Source organism: Pseudomonas sp. SH10-3B, assembly GCF_019891415.1.
Lineage (GTDB): Bacteria > Pseudomonadota > Gammaproteobacteria > Pseudomonadales > Pseudomonadaceae > Aquipseudomonas.
Window position 1 is genome coordinate 1 of the sequence record NZ_JAFLXD010000055.1, and the last position, 17,317, is coordinate 17,317.

At 60.9% G+C, this 17,317-nt stretch carries 13 protein-coding genes and 1 pseudogene; 1 reads left to right on the forward strand and 13 read right to left on the reverse strand.

The window, feature by feature from the left end:
* Positions 1 to 71: 71 nt before the first annotated feature.
* Genes J1G35_RS27185 through J1G35_RS27195 form a run of 3 tightly spaced genes read right to left on the reverse strand, consistent with a single transcriptional unit; the run spans position 72 to position 2,158 of the window.
* Positions 72 to 791, reverse strand: a complete 720-nt coding sequence (locus tag J1G35_RS27185; RefSeq protein ID WP_053140735.1) for an alpha/beta fold hydrolase — start codon at positions 789 to 791, stop codon at positions 72 to 74.
* Positions 792 to 802: 11 nt separating this feature from the next.
* Positions 803 to 1,558: a precorrin-6A synthase (deacetylating) gene (gene cobF, locus J1G35_RS27190; protein ID WP_223016529.1), complete on the reverse strand. Its 756-nt coding sequence runs from the start codon at positions 1,556 to 1,558 to the stop codon at positions 803 to 805.
* A gap of 45 nt (positions 1,559 to 1,603) precedes the next feature.
* Positions 1,604 to 2,158 (reverse strand): histidine phosphatase family protein, encoded by a 555-nt coding sequence (locus J1G35_RS27195; protein WP_223016530.1) that lies wholly within the window; start codon positions 2,156 to 2,158, stop codon positions 1,604 to 1,606.
* A gap of 158 nt (positions 2,159 to 2,316) precedes the next feature.
* On the opposite strand from J1G35_RS27195, the gene J1G35_RS27200 reads away from it, so the two are divergent.
* Positions 2,317 to 7,374 (forward strand): DUF6543 domain-containing protein, encoded by a 5,058-nt coding sequence (locus J1G35_RS27200; protein ID WP_223016531.1) that lies wholly within the window; start codon positions 2,317 to 2,319, stop codon positions 7,372 to 7,374.
* A 49-nt stretch (positions 7,375 to 7,423) separates the two neighbouring features.
* Here J1G35_RS27200 and J1G35_RS27205 read toward each other — a convergent pair whose 3' ends face one another.
* From J1G35_RS27205 to J1G35_RS31100, 10 genes and pseudogenes are all read right to left on the reverse strand, one after another.
* Positions 7,424 to 8,401 (reverse strand): LysR family transcriptional regulator, encoded by a 978-nt coding sequence (locus J1G35_RS27205; protein WP_053140746.1) that lies wholly within the window; start codon positions 8,399 to 8,401, stop codon positions 7,424 to 7,426.
* A gap of 51 nt (positions 8,402 to 8,452) precedes the next feature.
* Entirely contained in the window at positions 8,453 to 9,394 is a 942-nt protein-coding gene (locus J1G35_RS27210) for a peptidylprolyl isomerase (protein WP_053140749.1), read from the reverse strand.
* Positions 9,391 to 9,852 carry a YbjN domain-containing protein gene (locus J1G35_RS27215; protein WP_090405711.1) on the reverse strand — a complete coding sequence of 154 codons (462 nt, stop codon included), beginning with the start codon at positions 9,850 to 9,852 and terminating at the stop codon, positions 9,391 to 9,393. The genes J1G35_RS27210 and J1G35_RS27215 overlap by 4 nt, the downstream gene beginning before the upstream one ends.
* A gap of 20 nt (positions 9,853 to 9,872) precedes the next feature.
* Positions 9,873 to 10,499, reverse strand: coding sequence for a DNA repair protein (locus J1G35_RS27220; protein ID WP_223016532.1), 627 nt, complete (start codon positions 10,497 to 10,499; stop codon positions 9,873 to 9,875).
* An 18-nt stretch (positions 10,500 to 10,517) separates the two neighbouring features.
* Complete coding sequence (locus J1G35_RS27225; RefSeq protein WP_053140758.1) at positions 10,518 to 12,218, reverse strand: putative porin; 1,701 nt, start codon at positions 12,216 to 12,218, stop codon at positions 10,518 to 10,520.
* Between the two features lie 47 nt (positions 12,219 to 12,265).
* Positions 12,266 to 12,970 (reverse strand): energy transducer TonB, encoded by a 705-nt coding sequence (locus tag J1G35_RS27230; protein WP_223016533.1) that lies wholly within the window; start codon positions 12,968 to 12,970, stop codon positions 12,266 to 12,268.
* A 3-nt stretch (positions 12,971 to 12,973) separates the two neighbouring features.
* Positions 12,974 to 13,399: a biopolymer transporter ExbD gene (locus tag J1G35_RS27235; protein WP_010211136.1), complete on the reverse strand. Its 426-nt coding sequence runs from the start codon at positions 13,397 to 13,399 to the stop codon at positions 12,974 to 12,976.
* Positions 13,400 to 13,410: 11 nt separating this feature from the next.
* The gene (locus tag J1G35_RS27240) at positions 13,411 to 15,210 is read right to left on the reverse strand and encodes a MotA/TolQ/ExbB proton channel family protein (RefSeq protein WP_223016534.1); all 1,800 of its coding nucleotides are present in this window, start codon (positions 15,208 to 15,210) and stop codon (positions 13,411 to 13,413) included.
* 24 nt (positions 15,211 to 15,234) lie between these two features.
* Positions 15,235 to 16,824: a ShlB/FhaC/HecB family hemolysin secretion/activation protein gene (locus J1G35_RS27245; protein WP_223016535.1), complete on the reverse strand. Its 1,590-nt coding sequence runs from the start codon at positions 16,822 to 16,824 to the stop codon at positions 15,235 to 15,237.
* Positions 16,825 to 16,883: 59 nt separating this feature from the next.
* A pseudogene (locus J1G35_RS31100) lies at positions 16,884 to 17,216 on the reverse strand (transposase); the annotation flags it as partial.
* Between the last annotated feature and the right edge of the window lie 101 nt (positions 17,217 to 17,317).

The window sequence follows — 17,317 nt, forward strand, 5'->3', positions numbered from 1 at the left end:
CCTACAGGAGGCGATGTACGCTTAACTGACTGGCATTAGCGCAAGCCCCCTCCCACCTTCATTCAGCGCGCTCATTTCAAATTCGTTTCCAGCCACGCTTTCAAGTCCTGCACTTCCGCCTCACTGACGGTGTGGTTCATCCCCGGATAGCCATGAAACTCCGGCTTCAATCCAAGTCCCACCAACACCTCATTCGCCCGCGTCGCCGACGCATACGGCAGTGCCTGGTCCAGGGTCCCGTGGCCGATAAAGATCGCCAGTTTGTTCAAGCGTTCATCCGGCTTGAGCTCAGCCTTGAGCACCGGCAGCACGCTGCCACTCAACGCTGCAATCCCGCGCACCAACTGCGGGTCACGTAAAGCCACTTCATACGACATGATCGCGCCCTGGCTGAACCCCACCAGAAACACCCGGTCAGGCTGGGTGTGATACTTGGCGGTGGCTTTGCCGACAAAGTCCTTGATCAGCTTGGCGCTGCTCTGCAAATCGGCGGTCACACCATCGTAATCGCCGTCACCCGGGGTCTTGGTAAACCAGCGAAAGCCACTCGGCTGCACCGGTGTCGGCGCGCGGGCCGACAAGTAGGTCCACGTGGACGGCAGCGCGTCCTTGATGCCGAACAGGTCTTCCTCATTACTGCCAAACCCGTGCAGGAAAATCACCAGCGGCTCGTTGCGCGCGTCGCTCTGGGTCTGTTCCAGGTAGGCCAGCGGCAAGTCCGTGTGCAAGGTGGCATCGGCCTGGGCGGTGCCGGCCGCCAGGGTCAGCGCTAGGGCAAACAGTTTGAGCATGGGAAGTGACCTCAGGGTTTGCGCAATAAATAGGTATCCATGATCCAGCCATTTTCCAGGCGCGCGGCCTTGCGCACCCGTTCGATCTGTTCCGCCACCTCAGCGACCTTGCCGCTGATCAGGATTTCAACCGGCGTGCCCAAGTAGGCCCCCCAGTAAATATCCAGGTCCTGATCAGCCACGGTGCGGTAGGAATCTTCAGCGTCCAGCATCACCACCAGGGTATCGGCATCACTCGCCTGCCCCGCCGCCAGGCGACGCCCGGTGGTGATCTCGATGGACTTGCCGATGCGGTTCAATGCCACCTTATGCTGGGCCGCCAGGGCTTGCACGCTGGTGATGCCGGGAATCACTTCAAACTCAAAAGTGCAGCGGCCACTGGCCAGGATCGCCTGCAGGATGCGGATGGTGCTGTCGTACAGCGCAGGGTCACCCCAGGCCAGGAAAGCGCCCACTTCACCGTCGGCCATTTCCTCGTTGATCATGCGCTCAAAGGTGGCCTGCTTGTCGCGGTTGAGGTCCCGCACGGCGGTGGTGTAGTCGACATCGCCGCGCACCCGCTCGGGGCAATCGGCCTCGACAAAGCGGTAGCCCGGCTCGGTGATATAGGTCTCGCAGATCTCACGCCGCAGGTCGATCAGCTTGTCCTTGCTCTGGCCCTTGTCCATCAGGAAAAACACGTCGGTGCGGTTCAGCGCCTTCACGGCCTGCATCGTGATGTAGTCAGGGTTGCCGGCGCCAATGCCGATGATCAGGATGCGTTTCATGGGTTGCTCTCAGTGCGGGGCGTGGATTTTGCCATGTTCACGCACTCAGGCGTGAGTTTCCAGGCGCAGGCGCCACACCGTATTAAAGCGCAGCTCGGTAGCGGACAAGGGCTCGATGTCGATTCGATAGAACATCGACACCGGGAACTGCATCACGTAGAGCATCGCGGCGCGGATCACAAAGGGGTGGGTGATGGCCACGATGTGCCCAGGTTGGGTCTCAAGGGTTTTCATCCACACGGCGACCCGTGCGCAAATCTGATCAACCGACTCGCCACCATGGGGCGCACTGGCGCTGTGGGTCATCCAGTCCATCAACGCATCGCCGTCCAACTGGCTGATGGCCTGGCCCTTCCAATCGCCAAAGTTGCCATCGCGCAGGGCGTCCTCAATCAACGCGTCACTGCCGAACAACCCCGCCGTCTGCCGGGCACGTGCCTCGGGCGCGCACACCAGACGCTGGATTTTCGTATAGCGCTCGGCCAGGGACAGCGCTGCGGCTTGCCAATCCATCGCCACGGACTCGTTATCGGGAAAGCGCGCGAACTTTTGAGCAGCCGTCGCGGCATGGCAAATGAGGGTCAAACGGGTGGCCTGCATCACTGCTCACTCTGCATCGGGAAAGCGCTCTGTATACACCTGATACACACCTGCGGAACCGTCGAGTTTAAACATACCACTCCCTACAAGCCACACGGCCCACACATCAAAGCGCGATCACGGTGTCGCCTTTTCCCTGACTCTTACGAGAATACATTATGAAAATCCCGCCCCAGATACTTGCCGTACAACCGCAGGAGGCCGGTCAAGAAAATGAAGTGTCAGAACATCCGAGAGCCAAACGCTCACTGACTCAAACCGTCACACAGTGGCCTGTGAACCCATCCCAGCCCTCCCCTACGAATGCCCGTTTTCAACGCATCCAGGAACACAGCAAACAATTGGTGGCGAAAAGCGACACGCAGATGGCAAGCCAGTATTGCGCTGCCTTGATGGCGCTGGAAAGTCAGAAATCCTCAGTGATAAAAAACCCTGACCAGCCCCCCACGGTCACAGACATTCCAGCGTTCTCCACCTTCGGCCAGGCTTGGGCACTCTTCACACTGGCGCTCAAACAAGATCCGTTTGCACGTTATGCCAGAGACAACAACATCGATATTTCCAGCCTGAGGTGGTTCCCCCACGCGGATGCGATGGAATGCAGCATCAATGGCAAGACTCAACTCTTCTCGCGCAATACGCCGGGCTGGAAAGAAGCCAGCGCCGCTGTCGCCGCCGCCGCAAAAGAGGTGGCTGCCGGTCGAGTGGAATCGTTCCCCTACACCGGCGAACGCAGCGCTCCCATTGACGTGGTGGGTAACTTCTATAGCGAAGAGCCCGTGAACCATCAAAACGGACTGCTCAGTTCAATCCGCGACTTACAGAAGCACGGTCAATTCGCGTCCCTGAGGCCCTTCAACGGTCCACTTACGCCGCAAGTCACCCGCGTCAGGGCGGCACAAGCCGAAGTAGAGAACGCCATCGCCACGGCCACCTATAGCCACACCCTTGGTGTAGCAGACGCAAACCGCACGCCGACCCCTTCGGAACGTGTCGAGGAAGCCGACCGGGAAGTTGCTCGCCAAGTCAGCCGCTGGGTGACCTACAAAGCCACATACCCCGGCACCAGTGCCAATGGGAGCACCACCGGTATTCCTGAAGACTCTTCCTATGCGCAGGCCGTGCAAGTCTACAACGAGGCCCTCTCCAGCGACGCGTTTAAAAGATTCATGCAGGCACACAATATAGATCCCAGCACTGTACAGATCCATGTGAATGGGACGCTGTTGGGCTTGGGGTCGGACTCAGACGGCAGCCTCAAATGGCTCACATTCCCCGCTGAACATACACAGTGGGCTGCCCTTCGACCTGACATTGTGAAAGCGGCCCGCGCGATAGCAGGTAGAGATCCGATGAGCTTGCCGAACTACAACTACGTTGAGGACAGGTACCCCATGACGGGCATCCTGGATTTTTACGGCGTGCGCGAGCATTACGGCTCTGCGCAGTGGCTCGAACAAAACACTGGACTGATTCGCGACGGTTTCCCCGCCCTGCTCAAAAACAATCCTCCCAACGACATCCCCTCCCTTGCGGTGCGCGAACGCCAACAGGCCGCCAAACAGCGCCTGGCGCACATCGAAGGGCTGCCATCCCCAAGCGTCCCGACGCCCACGCCGCCGTTCAGGCGCACCCTGATCGATAAGGCTATTAACACGCCAGCCGCATCGTCTGCGCCGTCCTCCGGCGGGCCAGTGAACATCATCGGCCAGCGCTTGTTTGGAGGGGAGCCGAACATGCAGACAGTAATAGCCGGATTGCTCAAAGACGCCATCAGTAAGACATCCCCCTCGCTGAATGTGGATGTCCAGCAATTGGCCTTCGCCGTCCCCGACCCGGCAAACGCGGGTCAATTCCTGGAAATCCCCCTGATGGAACTGGCGATTAGCCACATCGCCGGCGCTGACGCTCCCGTGTTCAGCAGTGACGGCAAGTTTGTCGACACTCGTGCGGACACGCTGGCGCGTACCGGCAATCCTGCGGGCACCGCGCTGGACATCAATAAACTGGCTCTCCAACAGGCTATCAGCCAGTTGCCCGGCCAATTGAACCAAGCGCTGCAAACAGCCAAGCTTGATTATTGGGGCAAGCCACCGTTCAACGAACCGGTCCCTGGTTTTGGCGCCGACACATCCAATAGTGTCACGCCCATTTTCGCCGGCGACCGCCGGTTGATGCTCAGTGACCTGATGCGCAGCAACCTGCGCCTGGCCAGCCTGAAACATCCTGGGCTGAATGAATTGCAACGCGAAGCCCTCGACATGGCGGCGCGGTACCCTCACGGCTCGACACGCCCCAAATTGGCAGATGGCTCCGAAGTGACGGTGTTCGCTTTCTCCAGCACCGACAGTAACCGCCCCGACACCCAGCAATACCTGACCCCCAACCTTGTCATAGAACGTAAATCCCCAGGAAGTACAGTCGTACTGGTGTGCGAGCCGAGTGGCAAGGTGACACCCTATGCCTCGCTGGCTGCCGCCAAACAGGCCTGGGACCAAAACCTGAAAACACAAAAACCGACCGCAACGTTCAGCACCGACCTGACCCCATTGAGCGCGGATGCGTTCTACATCCAGGCAAGTATTGTTATAAACACAAAAGCCGCGAATGCAGTCACCACCGAACCCACACTGCTCGATTCGCAGACCTCCAGCGCACCCCAGAATAAAATGTCCGACTGGATGGAAAACACCTCCGACGCCAATCGCTTCATCCTGCATGAGCTCACCATGGAACTGGCGGGCTACATGCATCGCAACAAAGAACACACTTATAACAGCGACATCCCGGACATCCGCACGTATATCCAGGAGCAATTAAAAACCCTTTCACCGCCCCCCGTCCCGTATGACAGCAATGATGTGGAAGTGACCTTCCACACACCGTATGGCGCCCAGGCCAACGGGTTCGGGGCGATCAAAACCACGAAGATGTCGCTCACTGACGCGTTCATTCAGAACCTTGCAGGGTTGCCGGGCGGCAGCATAGAGGTACGACACAAATCTACCGGAGAGCTGATACCTGCTCTGAACACAGAGGGTGCCCTAAAAGCGCTTATTCAACGCCTCGATGTCGGCAAAAACTATCCTGAGTTACTTAAACGGGAGTTGCTCGACACCCCGGCAACCAAAACCGAGCGTCAACGCCGTTTTGCGCAGCAAGTCCCCATTGAACTCAAGATGAAGGCTCTGGAACTGACTGCCAAAGGCGAGTCCGGCTTCGATAATGCCATGGGTTTTCGCTACCTCCAGGCGGTTGTTGACCCTACACCTGGGAGTAAATCAGTCGGCGGTAAAGAGATCACGGTACGTCCCTTGGCGTTCGTGCGCGAGCCCGGCGTGACGCCTGACATTGTCGAAAACATGTTCCTGATCGAACCCAAGGACAGCACCCAAGGCCCGCATATTCTCTATCGCCCACTGATGGCCGATACGCCGTTATTGCAGTTTCCTTCGCGCCAGGCATTGCTGGAAGCCATCCAGAAGCCCGGAAAATTGCAAAGCGATATTCTCGCCTGGCTTGCGGATGAACCTACTCGCACAGTGTATGACCATGGCGGGTTCAGCGAGCCGCACCTGCACGCCAACCGAGTCATTTCTGATGACTTCACTGCATTGCGTACCCCCGATGCACCGACGCTCGCCACCACAGGTGCTGCAATTGACGACCTACAGGAAAAACTGCAATCCGGTCAGTTGATGAACCACCTGTACGAGGCTAATGCCAAGGCCATGACAACGTTGGCCGAACGGCAAACGGTGTCAAATTCGGAAAGTCGCTGGGCGACACTGAAAGAAGGTGGATTTCTCCTGCTCAACGCGGCATTGCCCGCCCTTCGCGGACCCGCAGCCGTCCTCGGCCTGGCGCTGCAGACTCAGGGGATCCTTGGCGATATCAAAACCTTGGCCGATGAAAAGGACGGCCACAAGGAAGCCGCTGTTACCGATCTGTTGACCAACCTCGCAATGCTGGTACTTCACTTACGTACACGCTCTCCAGGCTCAGCATCTGCGGCACATTCAAACTCAAGTAATACCGCCGGCATGCTGTTGCCCGGAAGTGTTGCGCAACCGCCAATAACGAACCCTGCCGTGGAGTTGGGAGGCCGTATGGAAAACGTCACGGCCATTGATGGCGGAGTTCAAACTTTTGAAGATATTTACAACGGCGAAAAACGGATCAACATTATCGGTCATGGGTATGAACCAGAACCAGGCGAACCCACAAGGTTAGTGGGCGAGGGAGGAAGAACACTATCAGCCAGCGACACGTATTATGAGCTCTTGGGCCGAGGTATCGACATTAAAGACTATAAAGTAGGGCGCACCCTCATGTGCCACTCCGCAGAAGGAGGGCAAAATTCCTTTACAGCCCAACTGCATGAAATCACAGGTATACCGTTCAAAGGTTTTGAAGGGAAAGTCGTTTCTGGTTTCTCGGCGGATGCTTACCCACAACATGTATTCGCAGAACTTGTAGCTTTTTACCAAGAAGAAATGCCCTTCTTATCCAAAGAAGAGGTCGACATACTCGCCGGCGTCAATATGCAACAAAAATATATTCAAGACCACATTAGCGCCATCGCATACAAGCCCCACGGCAAATCAGTTCGGGTAAATATTGGAACCCGTGAGGCACCTGTAATAAGTACCATCCAGGCAAATTACAAACCCTCTCGTTTCGGACCGCCAAAAGCCAAACTGTCCCCCAGCGATCCTAACTTTATACCCTCGCGACAATCCGCGACGATACATAACTTCGATGAATATGAGGACTTCAAAAAACTGTCACCGCCCGATCAGAAGGCCAACAGCATTTTGCTGACCCCTTCTGAAAATAAACAATTTGAATTTTTCATTGATGGGGCCGGCACAAATCCTGATAACCGATTGAATATCGTGGGGAACGACGTCAGCGCAGAAACATTTGAAGGGTCCTTGGATGAAGCAACCCCTCAGACCGCCGAGAACCTTGCCGCACTGATCGCACCGGCGCGCACGAAAACAAACCCCACCACACTTCGATTGCTCGTCGATAAAGCTGCCCAGACAGACTTCCCCCAGAAGCTGGCCAATGCCACTGGCCTGAAGGTTGAGGCCCCCATGGGCAACGTCCCTTTGTTTGAAGTCACAGATGGCAGGTACTGGCTGCTACGCGATGCCCGAAGCGAAGTGGACCCACAGGTAAACGAGTGGATAACCTATACGCCGGAGTGATGGGTGCGTACGGCTGTCGCCGCCTGAACGGTGGCGACAGCCGACTCAATTAATCAAACCACTCCCGCCGCCCCTCGAACGTACCCACGATCAGCTCGACGATCATCTGTACCGCTTCGGGGTGGCGCACCTGGGCATTCACCGCCAGCCACACCTGGCGCTGCATGCGCTCGGCCAACAACCCCGGCAACGCCACCAGTCCCCGGTCGAAGCTGCTCATGTAGTGCGGCAGCAAACCGATGCAGGCGCCGCAGCGGATCATCTCCAGCATCAGCGAATAGGCATGTACCTGCACCACCGCCGCCAGGCGCTGTTGCACCACCTGGTTCCACGGCTGCAGCGCGTCGACCTGGGCGTCCGGCTGCCATTGCACCAGCATGTAGTCGGCCAGGTCTTCCACGCTGTCCGGGCGCGTGATCAGCCGTGAATAGCGCTTGGCGATATGCGGCAGGTACTGCAAGCGCGCCAGCGCCCGCGGCGGTTCGGTGACAAAGCTCGGGCCCGGCTGCGGGCCATCGGTGTCCGCCAGCCACAGCACCACATCCACGTCCACCGCTTGCAGTGACAAGTGGCTGTCGAGGGAGATGATCTCCAGGCGCACGCTGGCATTGCGGCGCAGCAAGGCGATCAGATCGCGGCCGAGGATGTCGTGCAGGATCGGTTCGGCCACCGCCAGGCGAATCAGCGGCTGCTCCAGCACTGGCAGGCGCCGTTCATGGGCCAGGGCGATGAGTTGAGCCTGCAATTGCTGGCCATCACGGCTGAGCACCAAGCCATTGCCCTGGTAAACGAACAGCGAATGGCGCAGGTGTTCTTCCAGCTGTGCCAGGCGCTTGCGCAACAGGGTCGCCTTGATATTCAGACTGCGCGCGGCCTGCATGAAACAGCCGCAGCGCGCACTCACCAGAAAGTAGCGCGCCACCTCCGGATCGATCTCGCCGGCCAGGGCCAGCCAGGCACTGCGCGGCTCGGAAGGTGCGCGGTAGGCAGTGGGCCCCTGTGGGGCAGACGGTTCTAGAAATGCCATGGGAGACTCCCTGTCTGGTTGGTCTGTGCATCCAATGCGGGTTGAGGCGTGTTACTCCAGCACTTTGTTCAACTCGGCGCCGTCGATACTCAAGGTCGCGGTGTTGAGCATGCCTTCCAAGTAGGCCTTGGCGATCTGCTCCTGGCGCTGGGCACGCAGGGCCTGGGTCAGGCGTTCACGCAGTTCGTCCAGGGTGGCCGTGCGCGCCGGCTGCTGACCGATGAGCTTGAGTACATGGAACCCGGCCGGACTTTGCACCACGTCCGAGACCGCACCGACCTTGAGCCGCGCCACCGCGCCCCGCACTTCCGGCACCAGTTGCTGCAACGGCTGCATTCCCGAGTCACCACCGCGCGCGGCGCTGTCGGGATCCTGGGAAAACTGCGTGGCCAGGGCGGCAAAATCAGCCGGCGCGGCCTGGGCCTTGCGGCTCAGTTCCTGGGCCTGACGCCGTACGGCGTCGAGGTTTTGCGGGTCATTCACCGCGAGGAAAATCTGGCTCACCCGGTACAACGGCGGCGTCACCCACTGCGCCTTGCCACTGTCGTAGGCCTGCTGCAGTTCGGCGGCGCTGGGGTAGTCCGCCGGTACCTGGCTGACCGACAGCATGTAGTCGCGAAACACAATCTGCTCGGTGGCGGCGCGGGTCTGCTGCTCCACCTCCGGGCGCTGGCGCCAACCCTGGGCATCGGCCTGTTCGAGCACGGCCTTTTGCGCCAGGCGCGAGCGAATCCAGGTTTCCAGGGCGCCACGGTTGCCGCGCAGTTGCTCGCGGGATTCGGCCGGCAGGCTGGCCAGCACGCTTTTCAGCTCCGGCAGGTCGATCTGCTGGTTGCCCAGGCGCGCCACCGCCGGCCCACTCGCTGCCGGATTGATCACCGGCGCCGGCTGCTGCGCCGCCACCGGGTCACTGCCCGGTCGCAGGCTCAAGCCCACCGCCACCACCAGCAAGGCCAGCGCACCCGCGCCGACCATCAGGGTTGGCTTTTTCACAGGACCGGTGCCTCTTCGCCCACCGCTGCGGCCTGCAACTGCGCCGCCTGCTGGCTGTACTCACGCAGGTAGACGATAAATTCCTGCAACAGGCGGTCCCACAATTCCAGCTGGCTGCGCAGGTGCGTGGCGCCAACGCCAGCCACCACCACGTCCATTTCCATCAGCAGGAACTCACCCTGCACCGACAACCGCGCAAAGCGCCGCGAGGCGTTCCATACCGGGGCCAGGCCTTCGGGCAACTCGCCCTGTACCCGCAGCGCGCAGCTGTAGGTGAAATCCACATAGCTGCCCTGCTCCGCCGCCGGGTTACCAAAGCGCACGGCAAAGCCGATGCCCTGGCTGGCGCTGAGCAATTGCACGATGCCGTTCTGTTCGCTCTGGTTAACCCGGTAGCCGGCGTCCTGCAACAGTTCGGTGAGGCTCTGGACGGTGACGCTGGTGATCAATTCGCTCATGGTGATCTCTTCCTTGTCTATCAGTGATTGGCAGCTGCCTGGGGCGCATCAAAACGGCTCTTGTACAGATCGTCGCCAAAACCCTGGGCCAGTTCCTCGAACTTCACCCGTGCGCTGCTGGCGAAGGGCTGGCGAATACTCATCACCTCGGCCACATCGATTTTTTCGTAGGCCGCGAGCAGTTGCTGGGCCACGCCGTACATCTGTTGATTCTTGACTGAACATTGCTGCACTTGTGTGTCACGTTCGCTTAAGGACGCCTGCAAACGCGCGCGCTCGGCTTCCTTGCCCTTGGCCAGCACCAGCAGTTCGTCATAGGCCTTCTTGAACTTGCCGATCTGCTCGTTGCTCGCCGCCACCTGGGCTTGCGCCTGGCTGTGCAGGCTTTGTTGCTGGCCGGCCAGTTGCTCGGCCGCGCCACGGGCCTTTTCCAGCTCGGCCGTCAGTTGCTTGATTTGCGCCTGAGCCTGCTTGGCCTGGCTTTCGGCGGCCAGTCGTGCCGCACTGGCCTGGGCCTGTTCGCTTTGCAGCGCCTGCAATTGCTGGGTGGTGCTGCGCAATTGCGTCCGCAGGCGTTCCTCCATGCCTTCGGCCGAAGCCCCGGTGGTGACCAGCAGCAGTAACAGCGCGCAGATTCGCGTGTTCATGTGGCATCTCCCTGCGCATCAAAAGCGCGTGTTGAGTTCCAGTTGCATCACATCGACTTCGAACGGCTGGCCATACACTTCGGACGCGCTCAACCAACGCGCACTGGCGTAGATGTTCTTGTCGATACCGTAGTTGCCGCCAATGAAATAACCCTTGGCGTTGGTGCCGCCCAGGTGGAACGACGAGTCGTTGAAGCCGTCGGGCAAGGCATCCGGCTGGATGTACTTGTAGCCGGCCAACACGTTCCAGTCGCCGCGCTTGCGCATTTCCAGGGCGCTGCCGAGGGTGAACGAGACCATCAGCGCATTGCCGCCACTTTCAAACTGGCCATTGCTGTTGAGGTTGTTGACGATCTCGCCTTCGCTGCGCTTGAGCATCTCGCCCTTGTCGTAGGCCAGGTTGTGGATGAAGTTGGCCTGGCTGCGCAGCTTGAAGTCGCTCGGCAGTTCGCTGTCCCAGACCAGGTTGAGGTCCAGCACATCGAACTTGGACGCCAGGCCTACGTATTGCGGGTCGGGCGTGCGGACAGGATCAGCCGGGTTGGTGGTGTTGTTGCGCAGGTTGAACACGGTGTTGCCTTTTTGCATGAAGGCCACACGTGTGCCGTCGGTGTCGCAACCGGCCGCGCCCTGCCAGGTGGAGCAAGGACTGGAGCGCTCGCCTTCGATGTCCTGGAACTGGTAGTAAGCGGCCGCGAGTTTGAGGCGGTTGCTGCGGTTGATCTTCCAGTCAGCGCCAATCTGCCCGCCAAACAGCCATTTGGTGTCGCTGTCTTCCTTGTCGATGCCATTGCTGCTGGCGGTGTCGGAGGTGTATTCGACCGGGAAGGCGCCGAGGGTACCGAACAGGCCCCACTCGCTGTTGAGGCTGTGGTTGAAGATCGCCGCCACGCCGTCGAAGTTGAGGTCGTTGGAATACATCATGTCGGTGGAGTAGAACGGGTTGCCGATGCGCCCGGCGGTCAACGTCATGTAGTCGGTGGTTTTCCAGCTCAGGTAACCCTGGTCGAGCCAGATGTCCTTTTTGCCAAAGCCGCCGCCCAGGGTCTGGGTGGTGGACACCGGGTTATTGTCGGAGCCGGTGGCGATACGAATGCCGGCGGTCCATTCCGGCGAGATCACCGCTTTCATGCCCAGGCGTGCCCGCAGGCGGAACAGGTTTTCGCGGTCCTCGCGGGTGTTGATCAGCGGTGGGAACTTGGTGTTAGAGTTTTTGTTGACGTCGTACGGGCCCGTGTCATTGAGCTTGGCGAAGTCGGTGATGTTGTTGCTGTTGTTGCCCGAGAAATAGCGCGACTCGTCGCGCAGACGAATATCGCCATCAAAGCTGATGCGCGAGATCCAGTCGGGGAAGGTATTGGGCTGCGCCCAGTTTTCCTTCTTGGCGGTGGACATGACTTCGGCCTTGACCTGGTCACGGATCTGGTCGCGCACCGCCTGCGGCACGTACTGCACGCGCACATCGCCGGGCGCGGTCGCCGGGCCACTGGCAACCACCGGCGCAGCGTTGGCCTGGCGGGCCTGCTGGGCTTCTTTTTCGGCCTGGGCGATCAGCCCATTGGCGGTGTCCTGGGTCAGCACACCTTGCTGCACCAGCAGGCGAATCAGGTTGATGGTGACGTTTTCCGAAGGCGCAACCGGGGCTGCCGCTGCTTGCCCGACCAGGGTCGCGATGACCATGCCAACCGCCAGGGTCAGTCGATTCACGGGGGAAATCATGTGTACGCAACTCCTGTAAAAAACCGTAGATAAGAGGTTTCGTGCAATCAATCCGGACGCCGGCCCTTGAGGGACAGACGCATGGGCAGCGTCAGCGACGCCGGGGGCTTCTGTGTGGCACGCGGCGCACGGATCAACGCGAGCATCTGCGCATCGGTGTCGGCGTCCCCGCTGGACTTGGCCACCACGGCCTTGGTGACCTGGCCATCGGCGCCCAACCACAGGTCTATCTGTATCGAGAACGCCTTCTTGCGCAGCTCCGGGTCTTCGCGCATCAGGCGCTGATACGTACCGGCCAGGTACTGCTTGTACGTGCCGGTTCCCAGCCCGCCGCCGCCACTGCCGGCCATGCCGCCGCCCTTGCCGGCGCCGATGTTGAAGCCGTCATTACCGGACTGCGCATCGCCGTCGATCTGCATCGGGTTGGCCAGGTCTTCATTCGGTGAAGGCGGTGCTTCCTCGGCCGGCTTGACCTCTTCGGGCTCGGGGCTGGGCACCGGCTCCGGGACTTTCTCTTCAACCTGGGGCTCGGGCTCCTTGGGTTTTTCCGGAGGCGGCGGCGGCGGTGGCGGCAACGGGATAATCGTCGGCACCTTCGGCGCTTCACGGCGTACGCCACTCATGTCATTGGCCCACTGCCAGAGAAACCAGGCCGCCACGGCGCCCAGCAACAGGCCGGCGCCCCACTTCAACGGGCGCAACGGCGGTTTGTTCTTCACCGGCAACGGCGTGATCGGGATCTGTGCGGTCATGACTCAGCCCTGGCTCGGTTTGCCGGTGACCAGCCCGACCTGGGACAGCTCCAGCCGGCGCAGCAGGTCGAGCACCTCGATGACCTTCTGGTACTGCACCATGGCGTCACCGCGCACGATCACCGGGAAGTCCGGGTTCAGCGCTTTCTCGATGCGCAGGCGTTCTTCCAGCTCGCCGAGGGTCACCGGGTACGCGTCGAGGAACACCTGGCCGCCGTCGTTCACAGAGATGGCCTTGGTCTTGGCCTCCGACAGCGACACCGAGGCGCTGGCCTTGGGCAGGTGAATCTGGATCCCCGAAACCTGGGCGGTGGCGGTGAGGATAAACATCACCAGCACCACCATCAGCACGTCCACCAGGGGCGTGATGTTGATGCTGTCGACGGCGGCATCATCGTCATCATCGTGGGAGGCATTTACGGAAGCCATGGCAATTCTCCTCAGGCCGGAACCGATGCGTGATGGTCGCGACGGTGCGCGGCTTCACTGTGCTGGCTCTCGCCGTGCATCTCCGCCAGGCGGGTGATGAACTCGTCGACGAACACCCGCATGTCGGCGCTGACTTCCTTGTTACGTGTGATCAGGCGGTTGTAGCCAAACAGCGCCGGGATCGCCACGAACAGGCCCATGGCCGTGGCCAGCAAGGCCGCCGCCATGCCTGGGGCGATGGCGTTGATGTTCACGTCGCCGGCCATGGCCGTGCCGAGGAACACCACCATGATCCCCAACACCGTACCGAGCAGGCCGATGTACGGGCCGCCGGCGATGGCGTTGGACAGGGTCGACAATTTGGAACTCAGGGCCTGGTTCTCACGGGTACGTACACCGTCCATGGAGCAGCGGATCGCTTCAATGGTGGCCGCCGACACCGACGACGTGTCGGCGCCCTGGGCACGCCGGGTACGGATCTCCTTGACCGCCACCAGGTACAGGCGCCACAGCGACGAATGGGTCAGGCGCTCAGCCAGTTGTGCGTCGTCGGCATACATCTCCAGGCGCGTGCCGATCTGGGCGAAGTGCTCGCGGAACACTTCGTTGGCACTGCTAAGGCGGCTGACCTGGCGGTTCTTGCGCAACATGATCACCCACGACTGGAACATCATCGCCACCAGCACCAGGATGATCACCCAGGCGTCCACCGGCACAGCGTTGAGCAAAAAGCCCAGGCTGCCGAAACCGAAACCGGACTGTTCTTCATCCACGCCGTAGGCCACCAGTTTCGACTCGGCGCCCTGGGCACTCGCGTCGGCCAGCAACAGCGCAGCGGGACGTGCCACCTTGGACAGGCGCAGCTCATCCATGGCCCCGGCGAACGGCAGGTGCGTGCTGCCGGCTTCCGGCAGGTCGGCGCCGACCGCCAACTGCGTATTGAACGCGGGCATGGCCACGGCGAGGTTGGCGGTTTCACGGCCATTCACGTACAGCGTGACCTTGTCACCCTCGGCGCTGAACGCCAGGTGCTGCCATTGGCCAGGGTTAAGGGGGTGGGTCGACACGACGCGCTGGCCGTCGATCTCCACAAACGGCGAGCCCTGGTTCAGGCCCAGCAACAGGCTGTGGGGGCCGTCACGCCGGGCCAGCACGATTTGCTCGCCGCTGGCCTGGTCCAGGCGCAGCCAGGCGCTGAAGGTGAAGGCTGCGCCGGCGGCGTGTTGCAGCGACGGGCTGGCGGGCAACAGCAGCGGCTGGCCGGCGAACTGCAAGGCGCGGCCGATCACACCGTCGATGCTCGCGCCGGTGGCGTTCAGAGCCGTGTTGGCGTAGGCCGTGGTGTCCCGTGGTGGCGTCGCGTTGGCACCATCGAAGTGATAGAGCGCGGTGTAGTTGGGGTCGAAGGTCAGTTGGCCATTGGCGGTGGCCGGGGCCTTCTGGTTGCCGTAGTACATCCAGATGTCCTGGCGCTGGCCGCCTTCGACCTTGGGCACATCGACCCAGATCAACGCCATGCCCATCAACGGGTCGAAGCTTTCGATCTGGTGATTGAACACGGTCTTGTCATCGGCACTCACAAAGCGCAGGTCGGCGCCGTCGTCCTTGACCCCGTCAAAGGTGAAGTTGCCGGTGTGCAGGCGCACCAGCAACGCGGTGCGGCCCAGGGCCTGATTGATCGCGGCGCCTTGGGCGGTGGTGTCCACCGAAATCTGTTTGCGGTAGTGCCAATCGTCCTGCCACCAGGCATGGGCAGTGGCCGGGAGCGCGAAGCCCAGGCAGATCAACAGGCTCAGGAATAGGCGTTGCATGGGTGAAGTCTCCGGAAGAAAAAGTCAGAAAGTCGCCTGCACACTGAAGTGCAGTCGCGAGTCCTGTTTCTGGGTGTTCGGTCCATCGAGCAGCGGGTAACCCCAATCCAGGCTGCCGGACAACCACTTGCTCAAACTGGCGCGGGTGCCAAGGCCGACACTGGCCAGGCTGTATTCGTCTTCCTGCTCGGGCAGAGGGTCGTGCAGGCGCATGCGCGCGCCTTCGGCGAACGCATAGAAGCGCCACTCCTGCACATAACTGCCGAGGAACTTGGCCAGGGACGGCGTGCGCAGTTCCTGGGAGAGCAAATACCCCTCATCCCCGGTGCGCTCGGCCGCCAGGTAGCCGCGCACCGAGGTGGCGCCGCCGGCGGAATACTGCTCGTTGGACACCAGCGGCCCCGAGGCCAGCTGGAAAGCGCCCTTGGAGGCCGACTGCCAATCGTTGGCGAAGGTGTAGGTGTAATTCAGGTCGCCCTTGAGCACGGCGAAACTGGCACTGGCCTTGTAGCGCTTGTAATCGAATTCTTCGGCGTCGCTGCCGTAGCCAAAGAATGCGCGCGTACCCACCACCAGGTTCAAGCCCAGCCCCAGCTGGGATTGCTCGGTGTAGCGATAGCCGTTGTAGCCCAGGGTGATCGGCGCGTACTTGAGCGGCACCTGGTCGCTGCTGGAACCGAACTTCATCTGCTCGTCGAAGTCCTTGAAATCCACCCCGAACGAGAACGAATTGGCCCAGTTGCCCGCCGCCGGCAAGCTGTAAATGGCGGATACGCCGTAGGAGTGGCCCTTGCCCAACACGTTGCTGCCGCCGATGGTGGCGATGTTGCTGTCGGACTGATAACCGGAGAACTGCAAGGTCCAGCGATCATCCAGCGGCGCGCTGTAGGAGCCCGACCAGACCTTGGCGTTGTCGGTGTCCTGGGGCGCGGTGAAGTAGGTCAGGGAAATGCTGTGGCCCAGTTGCCAAAGGTTGTCGTAACCCAGGGTGGCGACCGAGCGCAGCTTCTCGGTGTCGGCGCTGTAGTCGTTGTTCAAGCCGATACTGGCGTGCCAGGGGTTCTGGTCCTCGACCTGCAGATCCACGTCCATGGTGCCGGGGCGCTGGCCTTCGCGTACCAGTGGCGTCACCTGCCGACCGGCACTGCGGTTGAGCCCGGCCAGTTGGGTTTGCACCGTGGTGAAATCCGGTACCGCACCTTCCTTGAGCCCCGGCACTTCGTCGCGGATCTCCACCGGCGAGTAGTGCTTGGCGCCGACCACACGCACGCGGCCCACCTTGGTCTCGCTGACCTGCAGATAGACGATGCCGTCATCGACCTTCTGCTCCGGCAGCTCGACAAACACCGACTGGTAGCCACGCGCCTGGTAGATCTTCTGCAACGCATCGCGCGCGCCTTCGATATCGTCCAGGGTCTTTTGCGGGCCAAGGAACGGGTACACCGCCTCCTCGATCGTCGCCGCATCGAGCACGGTATTGCCGCGCACGAAGTACTCATTGACGTCCACCTTGCGCGCCGGGGCTTGCTCGCCCTCTTCGGCCCACACCGGTTGCGCCAGGACGCCCAGCGTCAGGCAGCACAACGCCAGCGTTGATTTGAACAGATGCTCCACACCGCCCCCTAACTGTCTAAGATTTTGCGCCGTCGCCGATTGCACGGCGTCTGGCCTGCTCAATTACTGCTGGTCGAAAGATGGCTGTGCCGCGCCAGCCAGGTGTGCAGCAAGGCGAAGTTCAGGGAGAACTCCGGCATGTGCAGCAAGGCGCCACAGAACACTTCACCGATGATGGTCTGGATCAACTGCACCGCCTGCGGGTTGTTCAACAGGCTGGCGATGTCGCGCTGCAGGGCATGGATGCTCCACACCTTCTGGTTCAGCTCCAGACCGACGAACCAGCGGAACAGCAGGTTGTAGTTCAGTTGCTCGTGGAGTTGCTGTTCGCTGGGTACCGAATACAGCAGTTGCAGCAGCAGGATCTGCACCACGGTCTGCGGCGCGATCGACATGCCCGGTTCGGCCTGGAGCAGATCGCGATGCTGGCCGAGCACCTCTTCGATCTGCGGGCGCAACAACACCAGCGAATGCCCGGCCGGGATGTAGCTGG